Here is a 17826-nt window from a genome sequence, read left to right as displayed (position 1 = left end):
GTTCTCCTCTTGCTCTACATCCCGACTACAATAAGCTGCCTACCCGCCTCGGTCAGCCTCTGCCAGCGGATACGCTCCTCCCAGCTTTTAGCGCTATCTAACTCAAACAGTAATAGGTAGCCTGTCGATTCATTGAGACGATCCAGATAGCGGGCGAGCTGCTTTAGCCCCTTCGACTCATCCCACTCGCTCCGTTTCAGTTTAAGCTCCAGCACAAAGCGCTCGTCCCCATACTCCACAATAAGATCAGAACGACCGTTGCCGACCGCCATCTCCCGCTCAATCCGCCCACCGCCATTCACCACCCGCTGCAAAAAGGCCATGAGTAAGAGCTGCCGCCCCACCTCTCGAAAATCATACTTTTCTAGCCACGCCTCGGAGTGTTCGCGATAGAACTCCTGAAACGCTTTTAGCAGCGCCTCCATATCGAGTCTGCCCTGTTGGATATACCAGTGGGGATCGGCATAGTCTTGGGGGATACTCTCTTGAAAACCGAAACTGAGTACCCGTGGAATGATCTCTTGATAGATCGGGTTAGCAAACCGTACCGGGGGGTGGGGGGCGATGAGGCCTAGGTTGCGACAGTAGAGAATGGCATCATTGTAGTGGTCAAAGTTAGGGGCGCTGCCGTTAATCACTGCGGTAATCACTTCACGCACCTGCGGCTCTTTTAGTTTATCGATCAGCGAGTCTAGATGGGTATCGCGACGAAGAATAAGCGCCTCTTTCGCTTGCCATACATGCGCTTCGGTAATTATTTGGCCAACATCACCCTCTAATAGCCGCTGGACGATATGGTGGGCGAGTGCGTTAACTAACCACGCCTGACCTTGGGTCAGTTCGGCGAGGGTCGCGATCGCTTGTGGTTCAAAGGGCTGTCCGGTCGCCTCGCTATGTTGCTGTAAGAGGGTGACAATCTCCTCCTCGGTCAATCTATCGACAAATAGCGATTCGGCTTTTATGTTAAACGGACTGCCGGTGCCCATGCTTTGTGAGTCAGGACGCAGACGAATTTTATAGTCGCGCACATCGCGCAGCCCAATCAGCCCCATGGCGTGGGGGAAGCCCTGTTTGTAGCGGCCAACAAAACCGCTACGAAGCTGGTAGAGTAGCGCTAGAAAGTTATCATCTTGTAGCGAATCGACCTCATCCAACAACAGCACGATCGGTTTGGGGTTGTTTAGACTCCACTGTTGCAGGTAGCTTAGCAGGCCATCTTCCGCCCCCTGCTCCCCTCTATCGACTTCGGGCGACCACTCCGCCTCTGGTAGATAGAGGCGGCTATCTTTAGCGATACACATGGCCGCAATTTTCATCGCTTCAATCGGATTTTGCCCTTGGGCAGCCGGTTGGATTGAGCTAATTAGTACCGTATAGACCCCCTCCCGATTCAGCTTCTCCATGAGCGCAAAGGCGTAGGTGGTCTTGCCGCTTTGGCGCGGGGCGTGAATGACAAAGTATTGCCCCTGCTCTATCAGTTGTTCAACCCCTTTGAGCCGTTTGAGCGGGTCAACCATGTAGTGGTGGTCGGGAAAGCAGGGGCCGGTGGTGTTGAAGTAGCGCTTTGCTATGCGATGTGGTTGCTGCTGCGCCATGTGTGTTCTCCTCTTGCTCTACATTCCCACTAAAATAATCTGCCTACCCGCCTCGGTCAGCCTCTGCCAGCGGATACGCTCCTCCCAGCTTTTAGCGCTATCTAACTCAAACAGTAATAGGTAGCCTGTCGATTCGTCGAGACGATCCAGATAGCGGGCGAGCTGTTCGAGTCCCTCCTCTTCGCTAAAGCGGTCATAGTTGAGCTTTAACTCCAGTACAAAGCGCTCACCTCGATACTCCACGATAAGATCAGAACGACCGTTACCGACCGCCATCTCCCGCTCAATTCGCCCACCGCCATTCACCACCCGCTGTAAAAAGGCCATTAGTAAGAGCTGCCGCCCTACCTCTCGAAAATCGTACTTTTCTAGCCACGCCTCGGAGTGGCGGCGGTAGAACTTTTGAAACGCTTTTAACAGCGCCTCCATATCGAGTCTGCCCTGTTGGATATACCAGTGGGGATCGGCATAATCTTGGGGAATCGAGAGCTGCCAATGGTAGCTCAAGACTCTGGGAATAATCTCTTGGTAGATAGGATTGGCAAAACGGATAGGGGGGCAGCGACTTATCAACCCTAAATCTTGGGTATAGCTTAGGGCGTCGTTGTAGCGATCATCATGCAGCTCGGTGCCGTTAATCACTGCGGTAATCACTTCACGCACCTGCGGCTCTTTTAGTTTATCGATCAGCGAGTCCAGATGGGTATCGCGACGAAGAATAAGCGCCTCTTTCGCTTGCCATACATGCGCTTCGGTAATTATTTGGCCAACATCACCCTCTAATAGCCGCTGGACGATATGGTGGGCGAGTGCGTTAACTAACCACGCCTGACCTTGGGTCAGTTCGGCGAGGGTCGCGATCGCTTGTGGTTCAAAGGGCTGTCCGGTCGCCTCGCTATGTTGCTGTAAGAGGGTGACAATCTCCTCCTCGGTCAATCTATCGACAAATAGCGATTCGGCTTTTATGTTAAACGGACTGCCGGTGCCCATGCTTTGTGAGTCAGGACGCAGACGAATTTTATAGTCGCGCACATCGCGCAGCCCAATCAGCCCCATGGCGTGGGGGAAGCCCTGTTTGTAGCGGCCAACAAAACCGCTACGAAGCTGGTAGAGTAGCGCTAGAAAGTTATCATCTTGCAGCGAATCGACCTCATCCAACAACAGCACGATCGGTTTGGGGTTGTTTAGACTCCACTGTTGCAGGTAGCTTAGCAGGCCATCTTCCGCCCCCTGCTCCCCTCTATCGACTTCGGGCGACCACTCCGCCTCTGGTAGATAGAGGCGGCTATCTTTAGCGATACACATGGCCGCAATTTTCATCGCTTCAATCGGATTTTGCCCTTGGGCAGCCGGTTGGATTGAGCTAATCAGTACCGTATAGACCCCCTCCCGATTCAGCTTCTCCATGAGCGCAAAGGCGTAGGTGGTCTTGCCGCTTTGGCGCGGGGCGTGAATGACAAAGTATTGCCCCTGCTCTATCAGTTGTTCAACCCCTTTGAGCCGTTTGAGCGGGTCAACCATGTAGTGGTGGTCGGGAAAACAGGGGCCGGTGGTGTTGAAGTAGCGCTTTGCTATGCGATGTGGTTGCTGCTGCGCCATGTGTGTTCTCCTCTTGCTCTACATTCCCACTAAAATAATCTGCCTACCCGCCTCGGTCAGCCTCTGCCAGCGGATACGCTCCTCCCAGCTTTTAGCGCTATCTAACTCAAACAGTAATAGGTAGCCTGTCGATTCATTGAGACGATCCAGATAGCGGGCGAGCTGTTCGAGTCCCTCCTCTTCGCTAAAGCGGTCATAGTTGAGCTTTAACTCCAGCACAAAGCGCTCGTCCCCATACTCCACAATAAGATCAGAACGACCGTTACCGACCGCCATCTCCCGCTCAATCCGCCCACCGCCATTCACCACCCGCTGTAAAAAGGCCATTAGTAAAAGCTGCCGCCCTACCTCTCGAAAATCGTACTTTTCTAGCCACGCCTCGGAGTGGCGGCGGTAGAACTTTTGAAACGCTTTTAACAGCGCCTCCATATCGAGTCTGCCCTGTTGGATATACCAGTGGGGATCGGCATAGTCTTGGGGGATACTCTCTTGAAAACCGAAACTGAGTACCCGTGGAATGATCTCTTGATAGATCGGGTTAGCAAACCGTACCGGGGGGTGGGGGGCGATGAGGCCTAGGTTGCGACAGTAGAGAATGGCATCATTGTAGTGGTCAAAGTTAGGGGCGCTGCCGTTAATCACTGCGGTAATCACTTCACGCACCTGCGGCTCTTTTAGTTTATCGATCAGCGAGTCTAGATGGGTATCGCGACGAAGAATAAGCGCCTCTTTCGCTTGCCATACATGCGCTTCGGTAATTATTTGGCCAACATCACCCTCTAATAGCCGCTGGACGATATGGTGGGCGAGTGCGTTAACTAACCACGCCTGACCTTGGGTCAGTTCGGCGAGGGTCGCGATCGCTTGTGGTTCAAAGGGCTGTCCGGTCGCCTCGCTATGTTGCTGTAAGAGGGTGACAATCTCCTCCTCGGTCAATCTATCGACAAATAGCGATTCGGCTTTTATGTTAAACGGACTGCCGGTGCCCATGCTTTGTGAGTCAGGACGCAGACGAATTTTATAGTCGCGCACATCGCGCAGCCCAATCAGCCCCATGGCGTGGGGGAAGCCCTGTTTGTAGCGGCCAACAAAACCGCTACGAAGCTGGTAGAGTAGCGCTAGAAAGTTATCATCTTGTAGCGAATCGACCTCATCCAACAACAGCACGATCGGTTTGGGGTTGTTTAGACTCCACTGTTGCAGGTAGCTTAGCAGGCCATCTTCCGCCCCCTGCTCCCCTCTATCGACTTCGGGCGACCACTCCGCCTCTGGTAGATAGAGGCGGCTATCTTTAGCGATACACATGGCCGCAATTTTCATCGCTTCAATCGGATTTTGCCCTTGGGCAGCCGGTTGGATTGAGCTAATCAGTACCGTATAGACCCCCTCCCGATTCAGCTTCTCCATGAGCGCAAAGGCGTAGGTGGTCTTGCCACTTTGGCGCGGGGCGTGAATGACAAAGTATTGCCCCTGCTCTATCAGTTGTTCAACCCCTTTGAGCCGTTTGAGCGGGTCAACCATGTAGTGGTGGTCGGGAAAGCAGGGGCCGGTGGTGTTGAAGTAGCGTTTGGTCATCTTGCTCATGTCGGTTGCGGTTATGTTTTGGCCATCTCGTAGAGAGTATAACAGGCAGGGAGCTACTCAGCACACTAAATGGCACCTCTGGCCTTTTGAGCCACAAAACAGACTGGCTCATCTTTCCCTTGATTTCGGGGTGCTTAAAACCTACCATTACCCGCTTTACCACTCCTAAGCAGTTCGCTGCCCAGCCTTTGACTCAACGGGTTAACCCTCTCCCCGACTCCGCTCTATCAACTTGAGATTGCAACAATGATAACGATCACCCGCTTGGTGCTGATATTGGCGGCCATTAGTGCCATTGGACCGCTATCGATCGATATGTATCTGCCGGCACTGCCGCAGATGGCGCAGCAGTTGGACGGGACGGTGTCGCAGACGCAGTTAACGCTAAGTGCCTTTTTTGTCGGAATGGCGTTAGGCCAGCTCTTGTGGGGGCCGCTATCCGATACGTTAGGGCGGCGTCCGGTGCTACTAGGGGGGATGGGGTGTTACGCTATCGCCTCGTTAGGGTGCGCATTAAGCCCATCAATTGAGGTATTGACAGCGCTGCGATTTGTGCAGGCGCTGGCAGCGGGGGCGGCGATTGTCGCAAGTCGGGCGGTCATTCGTGACCGTTTTGGGGGCGATGAGGTGGCGAAGGTGCTATCGATGGTGCTTATGGTAATGGCGGTGGCACCGCTTATCGCGCCTATTTTGGGGGCGCTGGTGCTGATCTGGTTTGAGTGGCCGGCTATCTTTCTGGTGCTATTTGGGTTATCGCTCCTTTTAGGTGTGCTCGCTTGGCAGGCGCTGCCGGAGTCGTTGCCGCTGGCGCGGCGGCAGCCATTTATTCTCTCGCAGCTCATCGCTAACTATGGACGACTGCTACAAGATCGGGCGCTGTTAGGCTTACTGCTCTCTGCAGGAGCGATGTTTGGGGCGCTCTTTAGCTTTATTTCAGCCGCGCCGTTTGTCTATATCGATCTATTTGGCTTTAGTGAGACCGAGTTTAGCCTACTATTTGCAGTTAGCGTCCTGACTTCGGTGATCAGTTCACACCTTAATCGACGGCTGTTAGAGCGATTTCATGCCGAAGAGCTATTTAAGCTCGCCACCGGCTATGTGGCGCTCGCCTCAGTGGTACTGGTTGGGCTATCAGCGTTTAAGGCGCTCTATCCTTGGGGAACCATTGCCGGCCTGATGCTCTTCTTTTTGACTCTGCTCCCGATTGCTGCCAATGCGCTATCGTGTGCGATGAATCTCCACCCCGAGATGGCCGGTACTGTCTCGGGACTATTTGGGGTGATGCAGTTCGGCTTCGGGGCACTTATGGGGGCGCTGACGGGGCTGCTGTACAACCAGACTCACTGGCCGATGGTAGCGACTATTGCTATCTGCGGGGTATTGTCATGGGGAGGGCGTTATATCACCCCTGTGGCAAAAAAGTAGCCTCATCATCACCGCTAATTCTGCTGCCCATTTTTGAGCTCTAACATTGAAATTGGCTCAAGCAGAAGCATCTGTTCCCCTACCACCTATGCTATTACCACGAACGACTACCACGGAGTCTTTATGTCAACACTGTTCTCACCGACCACGCTAGGTTCACTCACCCTGCAAAATGCGCTTGTTATGTGTCCACTGACCCGTAACCGTGCAAAAGAGAATCTGGCCAATGAGTTAATGCTGGAATACTATCAACAACGAGCCAGCTTTGGATTAATTATCACTGAAGGGAGTTCGCCGTCACCGAACGGGCTCGGATACCCCCGTATTCCAGGCATCTTTACCAAAGAGCAAACTCTCTCTTGGCAACCGCTTACCGCAGCGGTACATCAAGGCGGAGCGAAACTATTTATGCAGCTAATGCACTGTGGCCGTATCGCCCATCCAAATAATCTTCCTCTAGGGGCGCGAGTCGTGGCCCCCTCAGCGGTGGCGGCAGCCGGTGAGATCTATACCGATGATGAGGGGCTCAAGCCCCATCCCATACCTCACGCGATGAGTCTCGATGAACTATCCTCCACCCAAGCAGAGTATGTCGCTGCAGCCAAAAATGCGATCTCTGCCGGTTTTGACGGGGTCGAAATTCATGCCGCCAATGGCTATCTGCTAGAGCAGTTTATTCGCCCAAATAGTAATCAGCGCACCGATCGTTATGGGGGAGAGATCGAAAATCGGGCTCGTTTCCTGCTTGAGATCGTCGAATTGACGATTGCAGCGATTGGGAGAGAGCGGGTCGGAGTCCGCCTATCGCCTTATGGGGTCTTTAATGATATGCCGCTCTATGATGCCATGGCGGACGACTATACCTATCTCGCCCAGCGTTTAAACCAGCTCTCGCCGATCTATATCCACCTAGTTGATCACACCGCTATGGGAGCGCCTGAAGTACCTGAGACAATGCCACAGATGTTTCGGGCCGAATTTAACGGTACGCTGATCCTCTCCGGCGGTTACGATGCTGCCAGCGCCGAAGCTGATCTCAGCGCCGGTAAGTGCGATCTGATCGGGGTTGGGCGACCGGCACTAGCCAATCCCGATCTAGTCAAACGCTGGCAGATCGGGGCTGAGTTAAACGAGCCCGATCCAAACACCTTCTATACCCCAAAAGCGCAAGGGTACCTCGACTATCCCACGCTACCAGCATAGGCTTTTGGACTGACGCGAAAGATGCGCTGCCTACGGCTCAAAGTACTCTTTGAGCCGTAGAGCTAACTCAGCCACCCGAGCTGGCGTCACGCCATTTTGTAACCGCAGCCCCCCCGCCGAGGCAGGCTCTTCGCTCAACCAGGCTAAGAAGTGAGTCAGATCGGGGACAGATAGTGTCGCCTCACGGCTATGAACGGCGGTTCGATTTTGCAGATAGTCTAATAGCAGAACCAATAGCGCAAACCCATCAATATGGTGAAACGCAACTTTAATTTGATGAATGTAAAAATCGACATACTCACGAACCTGCTCCCCCTCTAGCTGTAGAAAATAGCTAATATCACTCGGAGTAACTCTCCCCGCCTCCGGCACTCTAGCTTGGCTGCTATAAAAGAGTGGCGAAATCATCACTAGCAACTGCTTCTCCATCGAGTCGTTGAATATAAGCTGCATATCTGAAAAAGCGTTACTAATATTTTCACTCTTCTCATTAAAGATAAACAGAGAATGGTTCATGGAGGTAAAAAACTCAACCGCATTGGCAAGAATCCTCTTTTTGTATTCGATAGAGTGAGGGAGCACGGGGTTAAAGATAAAACTCAACACTCCCCGTAGCGAGTAGTTATGATACTCACGCATCTGAATATGGTTAATATTTTCAAATCGTAGCTGTGTTGCAGCATTTTTTTCTAACAGCTCTGCCTGAGCTTTATTGTATTTAAGTGCAAAGCTCGGAAAAGTATCAAAAACAAGGAGACGATTATTCATATCATGTTCTAAATCGAGCAGATAGAGATCGTCATAAGCATTTTTCACAATAACCGACTTCACCTCCAGCGACTTTTGGTTAACATGGTTAGAGAGCAGAAGCTGGTTAACGGCACTGCTAAACTGCGCTAGCGAGAGATTAGCGCTAAACAGTTCACTCTCAAGCTGATATCTCTTTTCGATGAGATTTAAGGCTTTCTTACTTAAACCATTATTCTCCCAGTAGTGAATATTACTAGGGGAACTTACTCCAAGCTCATGAGCAAAATCGGCCAAAGAGAGCTGTAGAAATTGGCGTAAACGGGCAAGTTTCTGGCCAGATAGGGGTTGCTGCTTTACGCGCTCTTGTGGCTCTTCTTTCGACATAAAAAGATTACCCTCTCTGCCTCACCGTTAGCACGATTGATAGTACGCCAAACTATCATACACCGCAGCCCACAGTAGAGTGCGAGTCTCGAAGTGCCACCACTCGGTAGAGAGGGGGGCAAAGTTGGCCTGAATCATCGCTAACCGCAATAGTTTACGATAACTTTTGGCGGTATCGTCGATATCGGGGCTATCGGTATAGGCGAGCGGGGAGATCGTATTAATGTCGGTGCCCATGTCGATAAGCTCACCGCTGTGATAGTCGCGCAGGCGAACATCAACCGCCCCCCCGGTGGTATGGGGAGGGTTGAGGTCGGGATTAGCGGAGAACTCTTCGGTAAGCTCAATAACCTGCTCCGGTGTCGCATCGGGGTGCTGCTGCCGGATCATCGCGCTAATGTGGTTAAACTCAAACCGCTGTTGCTCTAGCGAGCGATACCCCTCAACCAACTCTAGTTGCAGTCCAATTTGACTAAGCTGATTCGCAGCGGTGGCTAGTTTAAGGGCACAATCTCGGCGCAGTAGATAACGGATATTGGCATCAGGCACATTTTCAAAATAGGCTGTCTTAACTTGAGTGCGGGCATCAATTAGCGGCTCATCATTTGGTTGGCATCTTGCCTGATTTAGAACGGTGCCGGGGTAGTGGTATTTAAACCGCTGATAGGTTGGCAACCGCTTGATTGAGCTAAGATTAGAGGCAATAGGGACTTGAAAAGTGGTCATGGCGACTCTCCGATTGGGGGCTAGGGCAGGTTAGGAGATTAAGATAGTAGCCCATTTTCAAAAATATTCAAGAAAATTTGAATAAATCCCATCAGTCGCCCGCACCACAAGTTAAGTGTCCTCCCCTAGCCACACTTGCTATCGCCACAATTAAGGCAGGTAAGACAGCCATCGAGCTGAATCACCGCCTTAGTTTGACACTTAGCGCAGAGTTGGGAGTTATCGGGAAACTCATCCGGTTCACAGCTCTCAGCGCCCTGTCGTACCGACTCATACTGTGCCCGCTTTTCGGCAATAAGCTGTTTTTGGTGCTCATCTAGCGTATCGTCTTTAAGCAGACCTATCATGCGCATGTGGCTCTCAATCGCATCACCAATTTCGGCCACCAGTGAGGGCATATATTTCCCCCCCTTCTTAAAGTAGCCCCCCTTCGGATCGAAAACAGAGCGCAACTCCTCGACCAGAAAGGTCACATCCCCCCCTTTGCGCAGCACTGCCGAGATAATGCGAGTTAGGGCGACAATCCACTGAAAGTGATCCATATTTTTAGAGTTAATAAAGATCTCAAACGGCCGGCGTAGCTCATGTTCGGTACCAGCATTGAGGATAATATCGTTAATGGTAATGTAGAGCGCGTGCTCCGAAAGTGGCGTTTTGACTTTGTAGGTCGAACCGAGCAGCATCTCCGGCCGCTCTAGCATCTCATTTAGGTGCACGACAACATCGTTCGCAGGCACTAGCGGCTGTTCGCGCTCTATCTGGGGCTGTTCTGCTTTAACAACTTCAAAATCGACAATGGGTTGGGTAATTTGAATTGCCATAAGATTAAACTCTCCTATTAAAATTTACCGTAGTAGCCCTCTTTTAGGGCATCGTAGAGGTTGGCTGCGGTATGGAGTTCGCCGTCATACTCTATCTCATCACTCCCCTTCACCTCGACCGTATCGCCATTTTTAAGCTTAAAGCGGTAGGTGGTATTGGCCAGATCCTGCTCTTTCACCAAGACCCCAGAGAAGACCTCAGGGTTAAAGCGGAAGGTGGTACACCCCTTTAGCCGCTTCTCATAGGCGTAGAGATAGATATCTTTAAACTCGTCAAAAGGATAATCGGTCGGCACATTGGCCGTTTTGGAGATGGAGGAGTCTATCCACTTCTGCGCCGCCGCCTGAATATCGACATGCTGCTGCGGTGTCACAGCATCGGCGGCGATAAAGTAGTCGGGGAGCTGCTCAGCGGGGTTATCGCTATAGGGCATGGCCGCTGGATTAATTAGAGTACGATAGGCTAGAAGCTCATAGGAGAAGACATCAACCCTCTCTTTGCTCTTTTTACCCTCACGAATGACATTGCGAGAGTAGTGGTGGGCAAAACTAGGCTCAATGCCGTTACTGGCATTATTAGCTAGACTAAGCGAGATGGTACCGGTCGGGGCAATTGAGCTGTGGTGAGTAAAACGGCAGCCGTGCTGTTCGATTTGAGCCACCAGTTTCGCATCGACTGTCGCTAGCTGCTGCATATAGCGGCTGTAGCGGGCATGGAGCCGTTTGCCTTGAAGGCTATCTCCCACCTTAATCCCATCGGCGGCCATCTCTGGTCGTTGGTGCAGCATCGCTTGAGTGACTTCAAACTCCTGCTCCATAATCGGGGCAGGCCCCTTCTCTTTCGCTAGCTCTAGGCCGATACGCCAGCCGGCTAGCGCCATCTCACGGGTTACCTGTTCGGTAAAGGCGATAGAGGCCTCATCACCATAGCTCATCTTAAGCAGAGTAATGGTCGAGCCTAGCCCCAGAAAGCCCATACCGTGACGGCGTTTATTCTCAATCTCTGCCCGCTGCTCCGGTAGCGGCAGACCGTTAATTTCGACCACATTATCGAGCATACGGGTAAAGATCGAGACTACGTCACGATACGCCTCCCAGTCGAACCAAGCGCTGTCGCTAAAGGGTTGGCGCACAAATCGGGTTAAGTTAATCGAACCGAGCAGACAGGCACCATAGGGGGGCAACCCCTGTTCGCCGCAGTTGTGAGCGTGTAGTCCGTTAGCATCAAAAGTATTCACTCCCGGCACCTGCACATCGTAAACTTTAGCGGTGCCACAGGGCACAATGGCAGCGACTCGTGCGGTAAACCGCTCCCGCTTAAAAGCTCTGCGATAGCCTTTGAGTAGCTGCTGTAACCGGCTCTGTTTAACGCTGTCAATAAAGCCAATCTGCTGACTAAATTGCGTTAAATTAGAGCCACTAATTACCAGTTCATGCTGTGCCTGTGTGGCGTACTCACGCTGTCCCCCTTTGCCATCGGGAAGGCGTGCCATGGCGGCCGGGCGACGCTTATAGATACGACTGGCGACTCCGAGGCGCAACAGCATCCGTTGTACCGCCTGTAGCATGGCAAGATCGGATTGTGATAGCCGTACACTGCCCTCCTTTTGCTGTGAACCCTGTACTGAGCCATCGGCATCAAACAGCCCCTGTAGCAGTCCGATATAAAAATCGCTACAGCCGCGCTCCATCTGTGGTGTGACTGTTTTGTGCCCCGCTTTAATCCCGAGTTTCGCAACGAGGTGACTAATGGCAGCCGTACTGAGACGCCACTCATCACGCCCGCTGACTTGACGCCAACCGAGAAAATCAGAGCGGTGCGAAAGGGCGTTAGCTGTATGCAGGGCATAGGCCATGACGCTGGCGGTGCCACTATCGGTTGAAACACCATTGACCACCGCACCGCTGTGGTTCTGCCATACCGAGAGTACCGCTTCACCATCCGCCTTAACGGTGCCATCACCGATCAGTAGTCCGACCAAGTAGCCCTCGCCACGGCTATAAGCGCCGTCCCAGTGGCTATAGCTTTGATGGTTATGCAGCAGTACTTGATCATCGGGCTTGAGATCTGAGACCGCGCACCACTCGCTCTGCTGACGCCAACGGTTTTGCAGCGTAATGCGGCGCACACGGTGATCGGCGGTAAGCTGAAGTCGGTACCCCTCGACACACTGTAGCTCAACGATCGCTTTGGTGGCGGTATAGAAGAACCCCTCTACACTACTAGCGTAGAGCTTCCCATCGACAACGGCGTTAAACGGTTGGCCGATTAAGTCACTCACCTGGCGTGGCCCGGCATCGGTCTGGACCCAGGTTTCGGCAGTGACGCAGGGATTTGTCGCCCGAATATTTTCACAAAACCAGTTGTTATTCATGGTGTTGTATTCGTCAATTAGGATAAATCCAGGCTCGGCATAGTCATAAGTTGAACTCATGATCATATCCCACAACCGTTTAGCTTTAACGGTTTTATAGATTCGACAAGCCACTTTACCGGCCTCATTAGTGATATAGGGGGTCGGATTAGGCCAGCCACGCCAGACAACTTGCGCAGGATCGCTAATATCGATCTTATCTATCGCCCTCTCTTTAGCCGAGATGGGGAACGCTAACGGCCAGTCGCGATCATTTTTAACCGCCTCCATAAAGTCGCTGGTAATGAGCAGCGAGAGATTAAACTGCCGCAGCCGCCCATCCTCCCGTTTAGCGCGAATATAGTCAAAGACATCGGGGTGACCGACATCGAAAGTCGCCATCTGTGCCCCGCGCCGCCCGCCCGCCGAGGAGACGGTAAAGCACATCTTATCGTAGATATCCATAAACGATAGCGGCCCAGAGGTATAGGCGCCGGCCCCAGCGACAAAGGCCCCTTTCGGTCTTAGGGTGGAAAATTCGTAACCAATGCCACAACCGGCTTTCAATGTTAGCCCCGCCTCGTGTACTTTTTGCAAAATGCCATCCATCGAGTCATCAATCGTACCCGATACGGTACAGTTAATCGTTGAGGTCGCCGGCTTATAGCTTAATGCACCGGCATTAGAGGTAATTCTCCCCGCCGGTATCGCACCGTGGCGCAGCGCCCAGAGAAACTTTTGGTACCACTCTTCCCGCTTAATATCACTCTGCTCAACATCGGCTAGGGCACGGGCGATACGCTGCCAAGTAGAGTCCATCGTCTCGTCAATCACCTCTCCGGCTTTCGTTTTGAGACGATACTTTTTATCCCAAATATCGATAGAGGCCTCCTGAAACGGAATGTCGGTGCTCATCGGTTTAACCGCTTTTAAGTGGGCTCGCTGCTGAGTGGTCACAAAACTCTCCCTCAAGTTTGACACAAAATAAATTTGCCGAGATGGCAGTAAAAACACAACATATTGTGGTTTTGCTGGGGGATTATCGCTACATATTGTGGTTTGACCAAGCCCTATTTTGCCTCGCACCGAGAGGAAAAAATAATCTTACCGCACCTCAACCAGTTAGCGCTAACGCCCTAGCTACCTAAAATATTATCCCCAACTCTACCCACAAGATATCCACAATAGCGCCAGCCACCCCATCTGCATGCTATACTACCGCCGTTTTATCCCCCCTTATCACAGCCCTTGGAGCAAGCGCAGATGTCAGGAAACAGCTTCGGTAAACTCTTTACAGTAACGACTTTTGGAGAGAGCCACGGCCTAGCGCTCGGTGCCATTGTCGATGGCTGTCCGCCAGGTTTGCCGCTCTGTGAGGCCGATCTGCAACGGGAGCTAGATCGGCGCAAACCGGGCACCTCACGCCATACGACCCAACGGCGCGAAGCCGATGAGGTGACCCTCCTCTCCGGCGTCTTTGAGGGTCAAACCACCGGCACCCCGATTGGATTGATCATTCACAACACCGATCAACGCTCCAAAGACTACACCAATATTGCCGATAGCTTTCGACCAGGACACGCCGACTATACCTACCACCATAAGTACGGTATTCGCGACTACCGAGGCGGCGGTCGCTCCTCAGCCCGAGAGACGGCGATGCGAGTCGCGGCCGGAGCGATTGCAAAGCGCTATCTGGCCACAAAGGGGATTACCATTCGTGGTTATCTATCGCAGCTAGGACCGATCAGAGCGACTCAACTCGACTGGGAGGCGGTAGATAGCAATCCGTTCTTCTTTCCTAACGCCGCACAGGTACCGGAGCTAGAGGCCTATATGGACGCGCTACGCAGAGAGGGGGACTCCATCGGTGCGCGGGTGAATGTCGTCGCTAGCGGAGTTCCGATCGGGTTAGGGGAGCCGGTATTTGATCGCCTCGATGCCGATATTGCCCATGCGATGATGAGCATTAATGCCGTTAAGGGGGTTGAGATCGGTGCCGGCTTTGAGTCGATTACCCAAAAGGGGAGTGTTCATCGTGACCCGATCACCCCGACAGGTTTTCGCTCTAACCATGCCGGGGGGATCTTAGGGGGGATCTCCAGTGGCCAAGATATTGTGGTCTCTATCGCCCTGAAACCGACCTCCAGCCTACGCCTCCCCATTGAGAGCATTAATCGAGCCGCTGAGCCGATTGAGCTCATCACCCAAGGTCGGCACGACCCTTGTGTCGGTATTCGTGCGACCCCGATTGCCGAGGCGATGCTGGCGATCACCATGATGGATCATCTGCTGCGCCATCGCGGCCAAAACGGTGATCGCAACTGTAACGACAATTAGCAGGAGAGAAGATGCTCTACCAACTCGATAATCTCTTAACCGCCGAAGAGTTAAAGGCGATTCGCAAAACCCTAGAGCAGTCAGAGGGGCAGTTCGTTGATGGCAAACTGAGCGCCGGCAAGGAGGCCGATACGGTAAAACAGAACCTAGAGCTAAGTCGTACCGCGCCACAAAAAGAGGTACTAGCGAAGCTGATCGTAGGAGCACTCTATCGCCATCCGCTGTTTAGTCGTATCGCCTATCCGGCCAAAATCTCCACCCCGCTCTTCGCCCGCTATACTGCGGGCATGAGCTATGGCACCCATATTGATGATCCAATTATGGGCAGCGACCCCTACTACCGTACCGATCTCTCCTTTACCGTGTTTTTAACCGATCCTAACGAGTATGAGGGGGGGGAGTTAACGATTCAGACCCACTACGCCGAACAGCAGGCGAAATTGGCCGCAGGCAGTGCGGTACTCTACCCCTCGGCGAGTCTGCACCGAGTCGCAGAGGTAACCGCTGGTGTGCGCATGGTAGCCGTCGGCTGGCTACAGAGCATGATTCGCGATCCGGTACAACGAGAGCTGCTCTTTACCCTCTCAAATGCCCGCGAGAGGCTACTACAGAGCCGTCCTGGTCGTCGCGAGACCTTTGAGGTCGATTATGTGCTGGTGAATCTGACAAGAATGTGGAGCGATGTTTAGCGCTATCTATTCCTGTCTTTATCTTTATCTTTAACGGCATCACACCGCTTCTCTATCGCGCTGCCAATTAGACGCAAAATCTCCTGTACCATCGCCTCCTTATCGCTGTTATGGACGATGGTAATGCCAGCATTATCGGCCTCAGAGAGCAGAAATGATTGTAGCTGCCAGATACGGCTAAACTGCCGCAGGTAGCGCTTACTGCGCCGCTCGGGCTGATCCTTATGCCGCCCCTTAAAGCGCTGTTTTAGAAGATCCGGATGGAGGGTGGCTAGCATAACCGGTACGATTAACATCTGTGAAGTTAACGAGTGAATCTTCTCGATTAGCACCGGATAGATATGCACCCCCTCCAGAATCAGCGACACCCGCTCTTTGTGCGCCCGTTGAATCGCCCCTTCACAGGCGACAGAGACCAGTTCAGCTTGGGCCAGATAGCCATCAATTAACGGTTTATCGGGGCTCCCCTCTTCCCCCTCCCCCCCTTGCGGTAACATCTGCCAGGCGTTAAAGGAGGAGGTATGGAGCGACGGGGCGACCTTTTTTGGCAGCATCATCCGCATCACCTCGCGCAACATATCGGTCGATTGAATACGGACGATATTGAGTCGATGTGCCAGCTCGGTGGCAATAGAGCTCTTACCACAGCCGGGCGCACCGCCAATTAAGATCAGCAACGGAATGTTGCTGCGCTGAAATTTGATCCAGCTATGGTAGTGTTTCGCTGCCTCAACCCCGGCCTCGGCCATTAGGTATTGGTGTGTCAACTTTATCAACTCTTCGGTGGAGACTTCGCTATAGCCCCTCTCTAGCAGATACTCAAATACTCGGTTCGTAATAGTCGCCGACTCCTCTCGTGTCAGACAACAGGAGTCAAGATCCCGTTGATGCTGTAGCCGCGAAAAGGGGGTTAATTGTGTCGGCCCTAAGCGCACCATAATCGTCTCCGGCAGCACGCCACTAGCGTTATAGCGCTTTAATACCGCCTCACTGTGGTGTTGTTTCAACTGCTCCTGAACGGCTTTGCGTAACTCGTATGGCGTCATGGTGCAATCTTCATTGTCACGATTGAGCTGCGCCCTAATCTCGGACGCTAATTGGTAGGCTTGATTAAACTCAAGACCGGCATCTTGCAGCGAACGGGTCAAAATACCGCGCAAAAAGGGTATCGGTTTATTTTTCGGGCCATTACAGATAAAGAGCTTGCCCATAACTAGCATTCACCTTAAGTTTTAGAAGAGAAGCGGTAACCGACGCCGCGAACCGTTTTAATATACGCCTGTAACTGGTAGGGCATTAGCGCCTGCCTTAACCGCCGAACATGAACATCGACCGTTCTATCTTCAACATAACTGCCATGGCCCCAAATTCGATCTAGCAGTTGTGAACGGCTAAAGGCGCGTTCAGGGGCAAGAATAAATAGCTCTAACATTTTATATTCGGTTGGTCCTAGGTGGATCTCATGCTCATCATCGCACCAAAACAGGTGCGCCTCTTTATCTAGGGTTATTCGCCCAGCCCGCACTTTACCCTCTTTATCTCCGGGCGTGGCGCGTCTTAGCACCGCATGGATGCGGGCAACTAGTTCCCGCGGCGAGAACGGTTTGGTAATGTAGTCATCAGCCCCCGACTCCAGAGCGCGTACCTTATCCTCCTCGGCGGCTCGTGCGGTCAGCAGAATCACCGGAATATCGCCTAAACTCTCATCCCGACGCAGCTTTACGGCAAAGTCGATACCACTCTCACCGCCTGGAAGCAGCCAGTCGAGCAGAATCAGATCGGGACGATGGTCGGCCAACGCCAGCCGCGCCGAGTGGACGGAATCGGCCTCATAGACTATAAAGTCTTCTCGGCTGAGGGCGTGGCGCAACATAGCTCGAATCGGAGCTTCATCCTCTACTAACAAAACGCTCTTTTTGTGCATCATCTCAAAAAATTAAAGTGCTCAGTGAAAAAATGATCATTAAAAGCGATTTTCATGACAATAGTATGACGGTTTGGGGGGCGAAAGCCAAAAAGAGTGGTAATAACCGTGTCAATAGCGCGGCTAGTTCGACAGCGACAGCACGAAACTGATTTAGATCAAAAAATGGCCTTGTTCATCGTTTCGTCAGGCCGCCTTTGCTGTGGTCATTCTCTGAGCTACCCGTTGAAGGTAGAGCGCCGGAATAAGCTGATAGTGACGCAGTGTTGTGCGAGGAATGTCCAAGTGCCGTGCAATGTCGACTTCACTCAGCTCCTGAGCCATTTGCTCGTATTGCTCTAGCAGTTGGGCAATGTTTATACGGCTACGGCGCGGTTTCTGCTTGGGGTTTGCGACCGGTTCAGTTACACTTACTTGTAGATGGAACGACTG

General features: G+C 52.4%; 13 protein-coding genes. 4 read left to right on the top strand and 9 right to left on the bottom strand.

The window, feature by feature from the left end:
• Positions 1–14: 14 nt before the first annotated feature.
• Genes D5085_08415 through D5085_08405 form a run of 3 tightly spaced genes read right to left on the bottom strand, consistent with a single transcriptional unit; the run spans position 15 to position 4778 of the window.
• Positions 15–1595, bottom strand: a complete 1581-nt coding sequence (locus D5085_08415; protein ID QEP43134.1) for an ATP-binding protein — start codon at positions 1593–1595, stop codon at positions 15–17.
• A gap of 18 nt (positions 1596–1613) precedes the next feature.
• Complete coding sequence (locus D5085_08410; GenBank protein ID QEP43133.1) at positions 1614–3194, bottom strand: ATP-binding protein; 1581 nt, start codon at positions 3192–3194, stop codon at positions 1614–1616.
• Between the two features lie 18 nt (positions 3195–3212).
• Positions 3213–4778, bottom strand: a complete 1566-nt coding sequence (locus D5085_08405) for an ATP-binding protein (GenBank protein QEP43132.1) — start codon at positions 4776–4778, stop codon at positions 3213–3215.
• Between the two features lie 246 nt (positions 4779–5024).
• Here D5085_08405 and D5085_08400 point away from each other — a divergent pair, with 246 nt between their 5' ends.
• Both D5085_08400 and D5085_08395 read left to right on the top strand, forming a co-directional pair.
• Entirely contained in the window at positions 5025–6203 is a 1179-nt protein-coding gene (locus D5085_08400) for a Bcr/CflA family drug resistance efflux transporter (GenBank protein QEP43131.1), read from the top strand.
• A 123-nt stretch (positions 6204–6326) separates the two neighbouring features.
• The gene (locus tag D5085_08395) at positions 6327–7406 is read left to right on the top strand and encodes an alkene reductase (protein QEP43130.1); all 1080 of its coding nucleotides are present in this window, start codon (positions 6327–6329) and stop codon (positions 7404–7406) included.
• 30 nt (positions 7407–7436) lie between these two features.
• On the opposite strand, the gene D5085_08390 is transcribed toward D5085_08395, so the two are convergent.
• The 4 genes from D5085_08390 to D5085_08375 all read right to left on the bottom strand — a co-directional run bounded on the left by D5085_08390 (position 7437) and on the right by D5085_08375 (position 13356).
• Positions 7437–8540, bottom strand: coding sequence for a hypothetical protein (locus D5085_08390; GenBank protein ID QEP43129.1), 1104 nt, complete (start codon positions 8538–8540; stop codon positions 7437–7439).
• A gap of 27 nt (positions 8541–8567) precedes the next feature.
• Positions 8568–9266 carry a hypothetical protein gene (locus D5085_08385; protein QEP43128.1) on the bottom strand — a complete coding sequence of 233 codons (699 nt, stop codon included), beginning with the start codon at positions 9264–9266 and terminating at the stop codon, positions 8568–8570.
• 125 nt (positions 9267–9391) lie between these two features.
• Positions 9392–10087 carry an NrdJb gene (locus D5085_08380; GenBank protein QEP43127.1) on the bottom strand — a complete coding sequence of 232 codons (696 nt, stop codon included), beginning with the start codon at positions 10085–10087 and terminating at the stop codon, positions 9392–9394.
• A gap of 17 nt (positions 10088–10104) precedes the next feature.
• Positions 10105–13356 carry a ribonucleoside-diphosphate reductase gene (locus D5085_08375; GenBank protein ID QEP45105.1) on the bottom strand — a complete coding sequence of 1084 codons (3252 nt, stop codon included), beginning with the start codon at positions 13354–13356 and terminating at the stop codon, positions 10105–10107.
• A gap of 348 nt (positions 13357–13704) precedes the next feature.
• Here D5085_08375 and D5085_08370 point away from each other — a divergent pair, with 348 nt between their 5' ends.
• Together D5085_08370 and D5085_08365 are read left to right on the top strand one after the other, a co-directional pair.
• The gene (locus tag D5085_08370) at positions 13705–14781 is read left to right on the top strand and encodes a chorismate synthase (GenBank protein QEP43126.1); all 1077 of its coding nucleotides are present in this window, start codon (positions 13705–13707) and stop codon (positions 14779–14781) included.
• An 11-nt stretch (positions 14782–14792) separates the two neighbouring features.
• The gene (locus tag D5085_08365) at positions 14793–15470 is read left to right on the top strand and encodes a Fe2+-dependent dioxygenase (protein QEP43125.1); all 678 of its coding nucleotides are present in this window, start codon (positions 14793–14795) and stop codon (positions 15468–15470) included.
• A gap of 2 nt (positions 15471–15472) precedes the next feature.
• Here the strand turns inward: D5085_08365 and D5085_08360 are convergent, their stop codons facing one another.
• Positions 15473–16690 carry a hypothetical protein gene (locus D5085_08360; GenBank protein ID QEP43124.1) on the bottom strand — a complete coding sequence of 406 codons (1218 nt, stop codon included), beginning with the start codon at positions 16688–16690 and terminating at the stop codon, positions 15473–15475.
• Between the two features lie 5 nt (positions 16691–16695).
• A complete protein-coding gene (locus D5085_08355) occupies positions 16696–17394 on the bottom strand; it encodes a response regulator (GenBank protein QEP45104.1) in 699 nt (232 codons plus the stop codon).
• Positions 17395–17826: the final 432 nt, after the last annotated feature.

This window comes from Ectothiorhodospiraceae bacterium BW-2 (genome assembly GCA_008375315.1).
Taxonomy (GTDB): Bacteria; Pseudomonadota; Gammaproteobacteria; order Thiohalomonadales; family Thiohalomonadaceae; genus BW-2.
The sequence above is the reverse complement of the archived record's forward strand: the minus strand, read 5'-3'. Positions and strand labels throughout refer to the sequence as shown.

What these genes read in the sequence shown, in the direction of transcription:
- D5085_08385 (QEP43128.1), bottom strand. Translation starts at nt 9,266, where the DNA reads ATGACCACTTTTCAAGTCCCTATTGCCTCTAATCTTAGCTCAATCAAG.
- D5085_08410 (QEP43133.1), bottom strand. Translation starts at nt 3,194, where the DNA reads ATGGCGCAGCAGCAACCACATCGCATAGCAAAGCGCTACTTCAACACC.
- D5085_08395 (QEP43130.1), top strand. Translation starts at nt 6,327, where the DNA reads ATGTCAACACTGTTCTCACCGACCACGCTAGGTTCACTCACCCTGCAA.
- D5085_08355 (QEP45104.1), bottom strand. Translation starts at nt 17,394, where the DNA reads ATGCACAAAAAGAGCGTTTTGTTAGTAGAGGATGAAGCTCCGATTCGA.
- D5085_08375 (QEP45105.1), bottom strand. Translation starts at nt 13,356, where the DNA reads ATGAGCACCGACATTCCGTTTCAGGAGGCCTCTATCGATATTTGGGAT.
- D5085_08390 (QEP43129.1), bottom strand. Translation starts at nt 8,540, where the DNA reads ATGTCGAAAGAAGAGCCACAAGAGCGCGTAAAGCAGCAACCCCTATCT.
- D5085_08370 (QEP43126.1), top strand. Translation starts at nt 13,705, where the DNA reads ATGTCAGGAAACAGCTTCGGTAAACTCTTTACAGTAACGACTTTTGGA.
- D5085_08380 (QEP43127.1), bottom strand. Translation starts at nt 10,087, where the DNA reads ATGGCAATTCAAATTACCCAACCCATTGTCGATTTTGAAGTTGTTAAA.
- D5085_08405 (QEP43132.1), bottom strand. Translation starts at nt 4,778, where the DNA reads ATGAGCAAGATGACCAAACGCTACTTCAACACCACCGGCCCCTGCTTT.
- D5085_08365 (QEP43125.1), top strand. Translation starts at nt 14,793, where the DNA reads ATGCTCTACCAACTCGATAATCTCTTAACCGCCGAAGAGTTAAAGGCG.
- D5085_08415 (QEP43134.1), bottom strand. Translation starts at nt 1,595, where the DNA reads ATGGCGCAGCAGCAACCACATCGCATAGCAAAGCGCTACTTCAACACC.
- D5085_08360 (QEP43124.1), bottom strand. Translation starts at nt 16,690, where the DNA reads ATGCTAGTTATGGGCAAGCTCTTTATCTGTAATGGCCCGAAAAATAAA.
- D5085_08400 (QEP43131.1), top strand. Translation starts at nt 5,025, where the DNA reads ATGATAACGATCACCCGCTTGGTGCTGATATTGGCGGCCATTAGTGCC.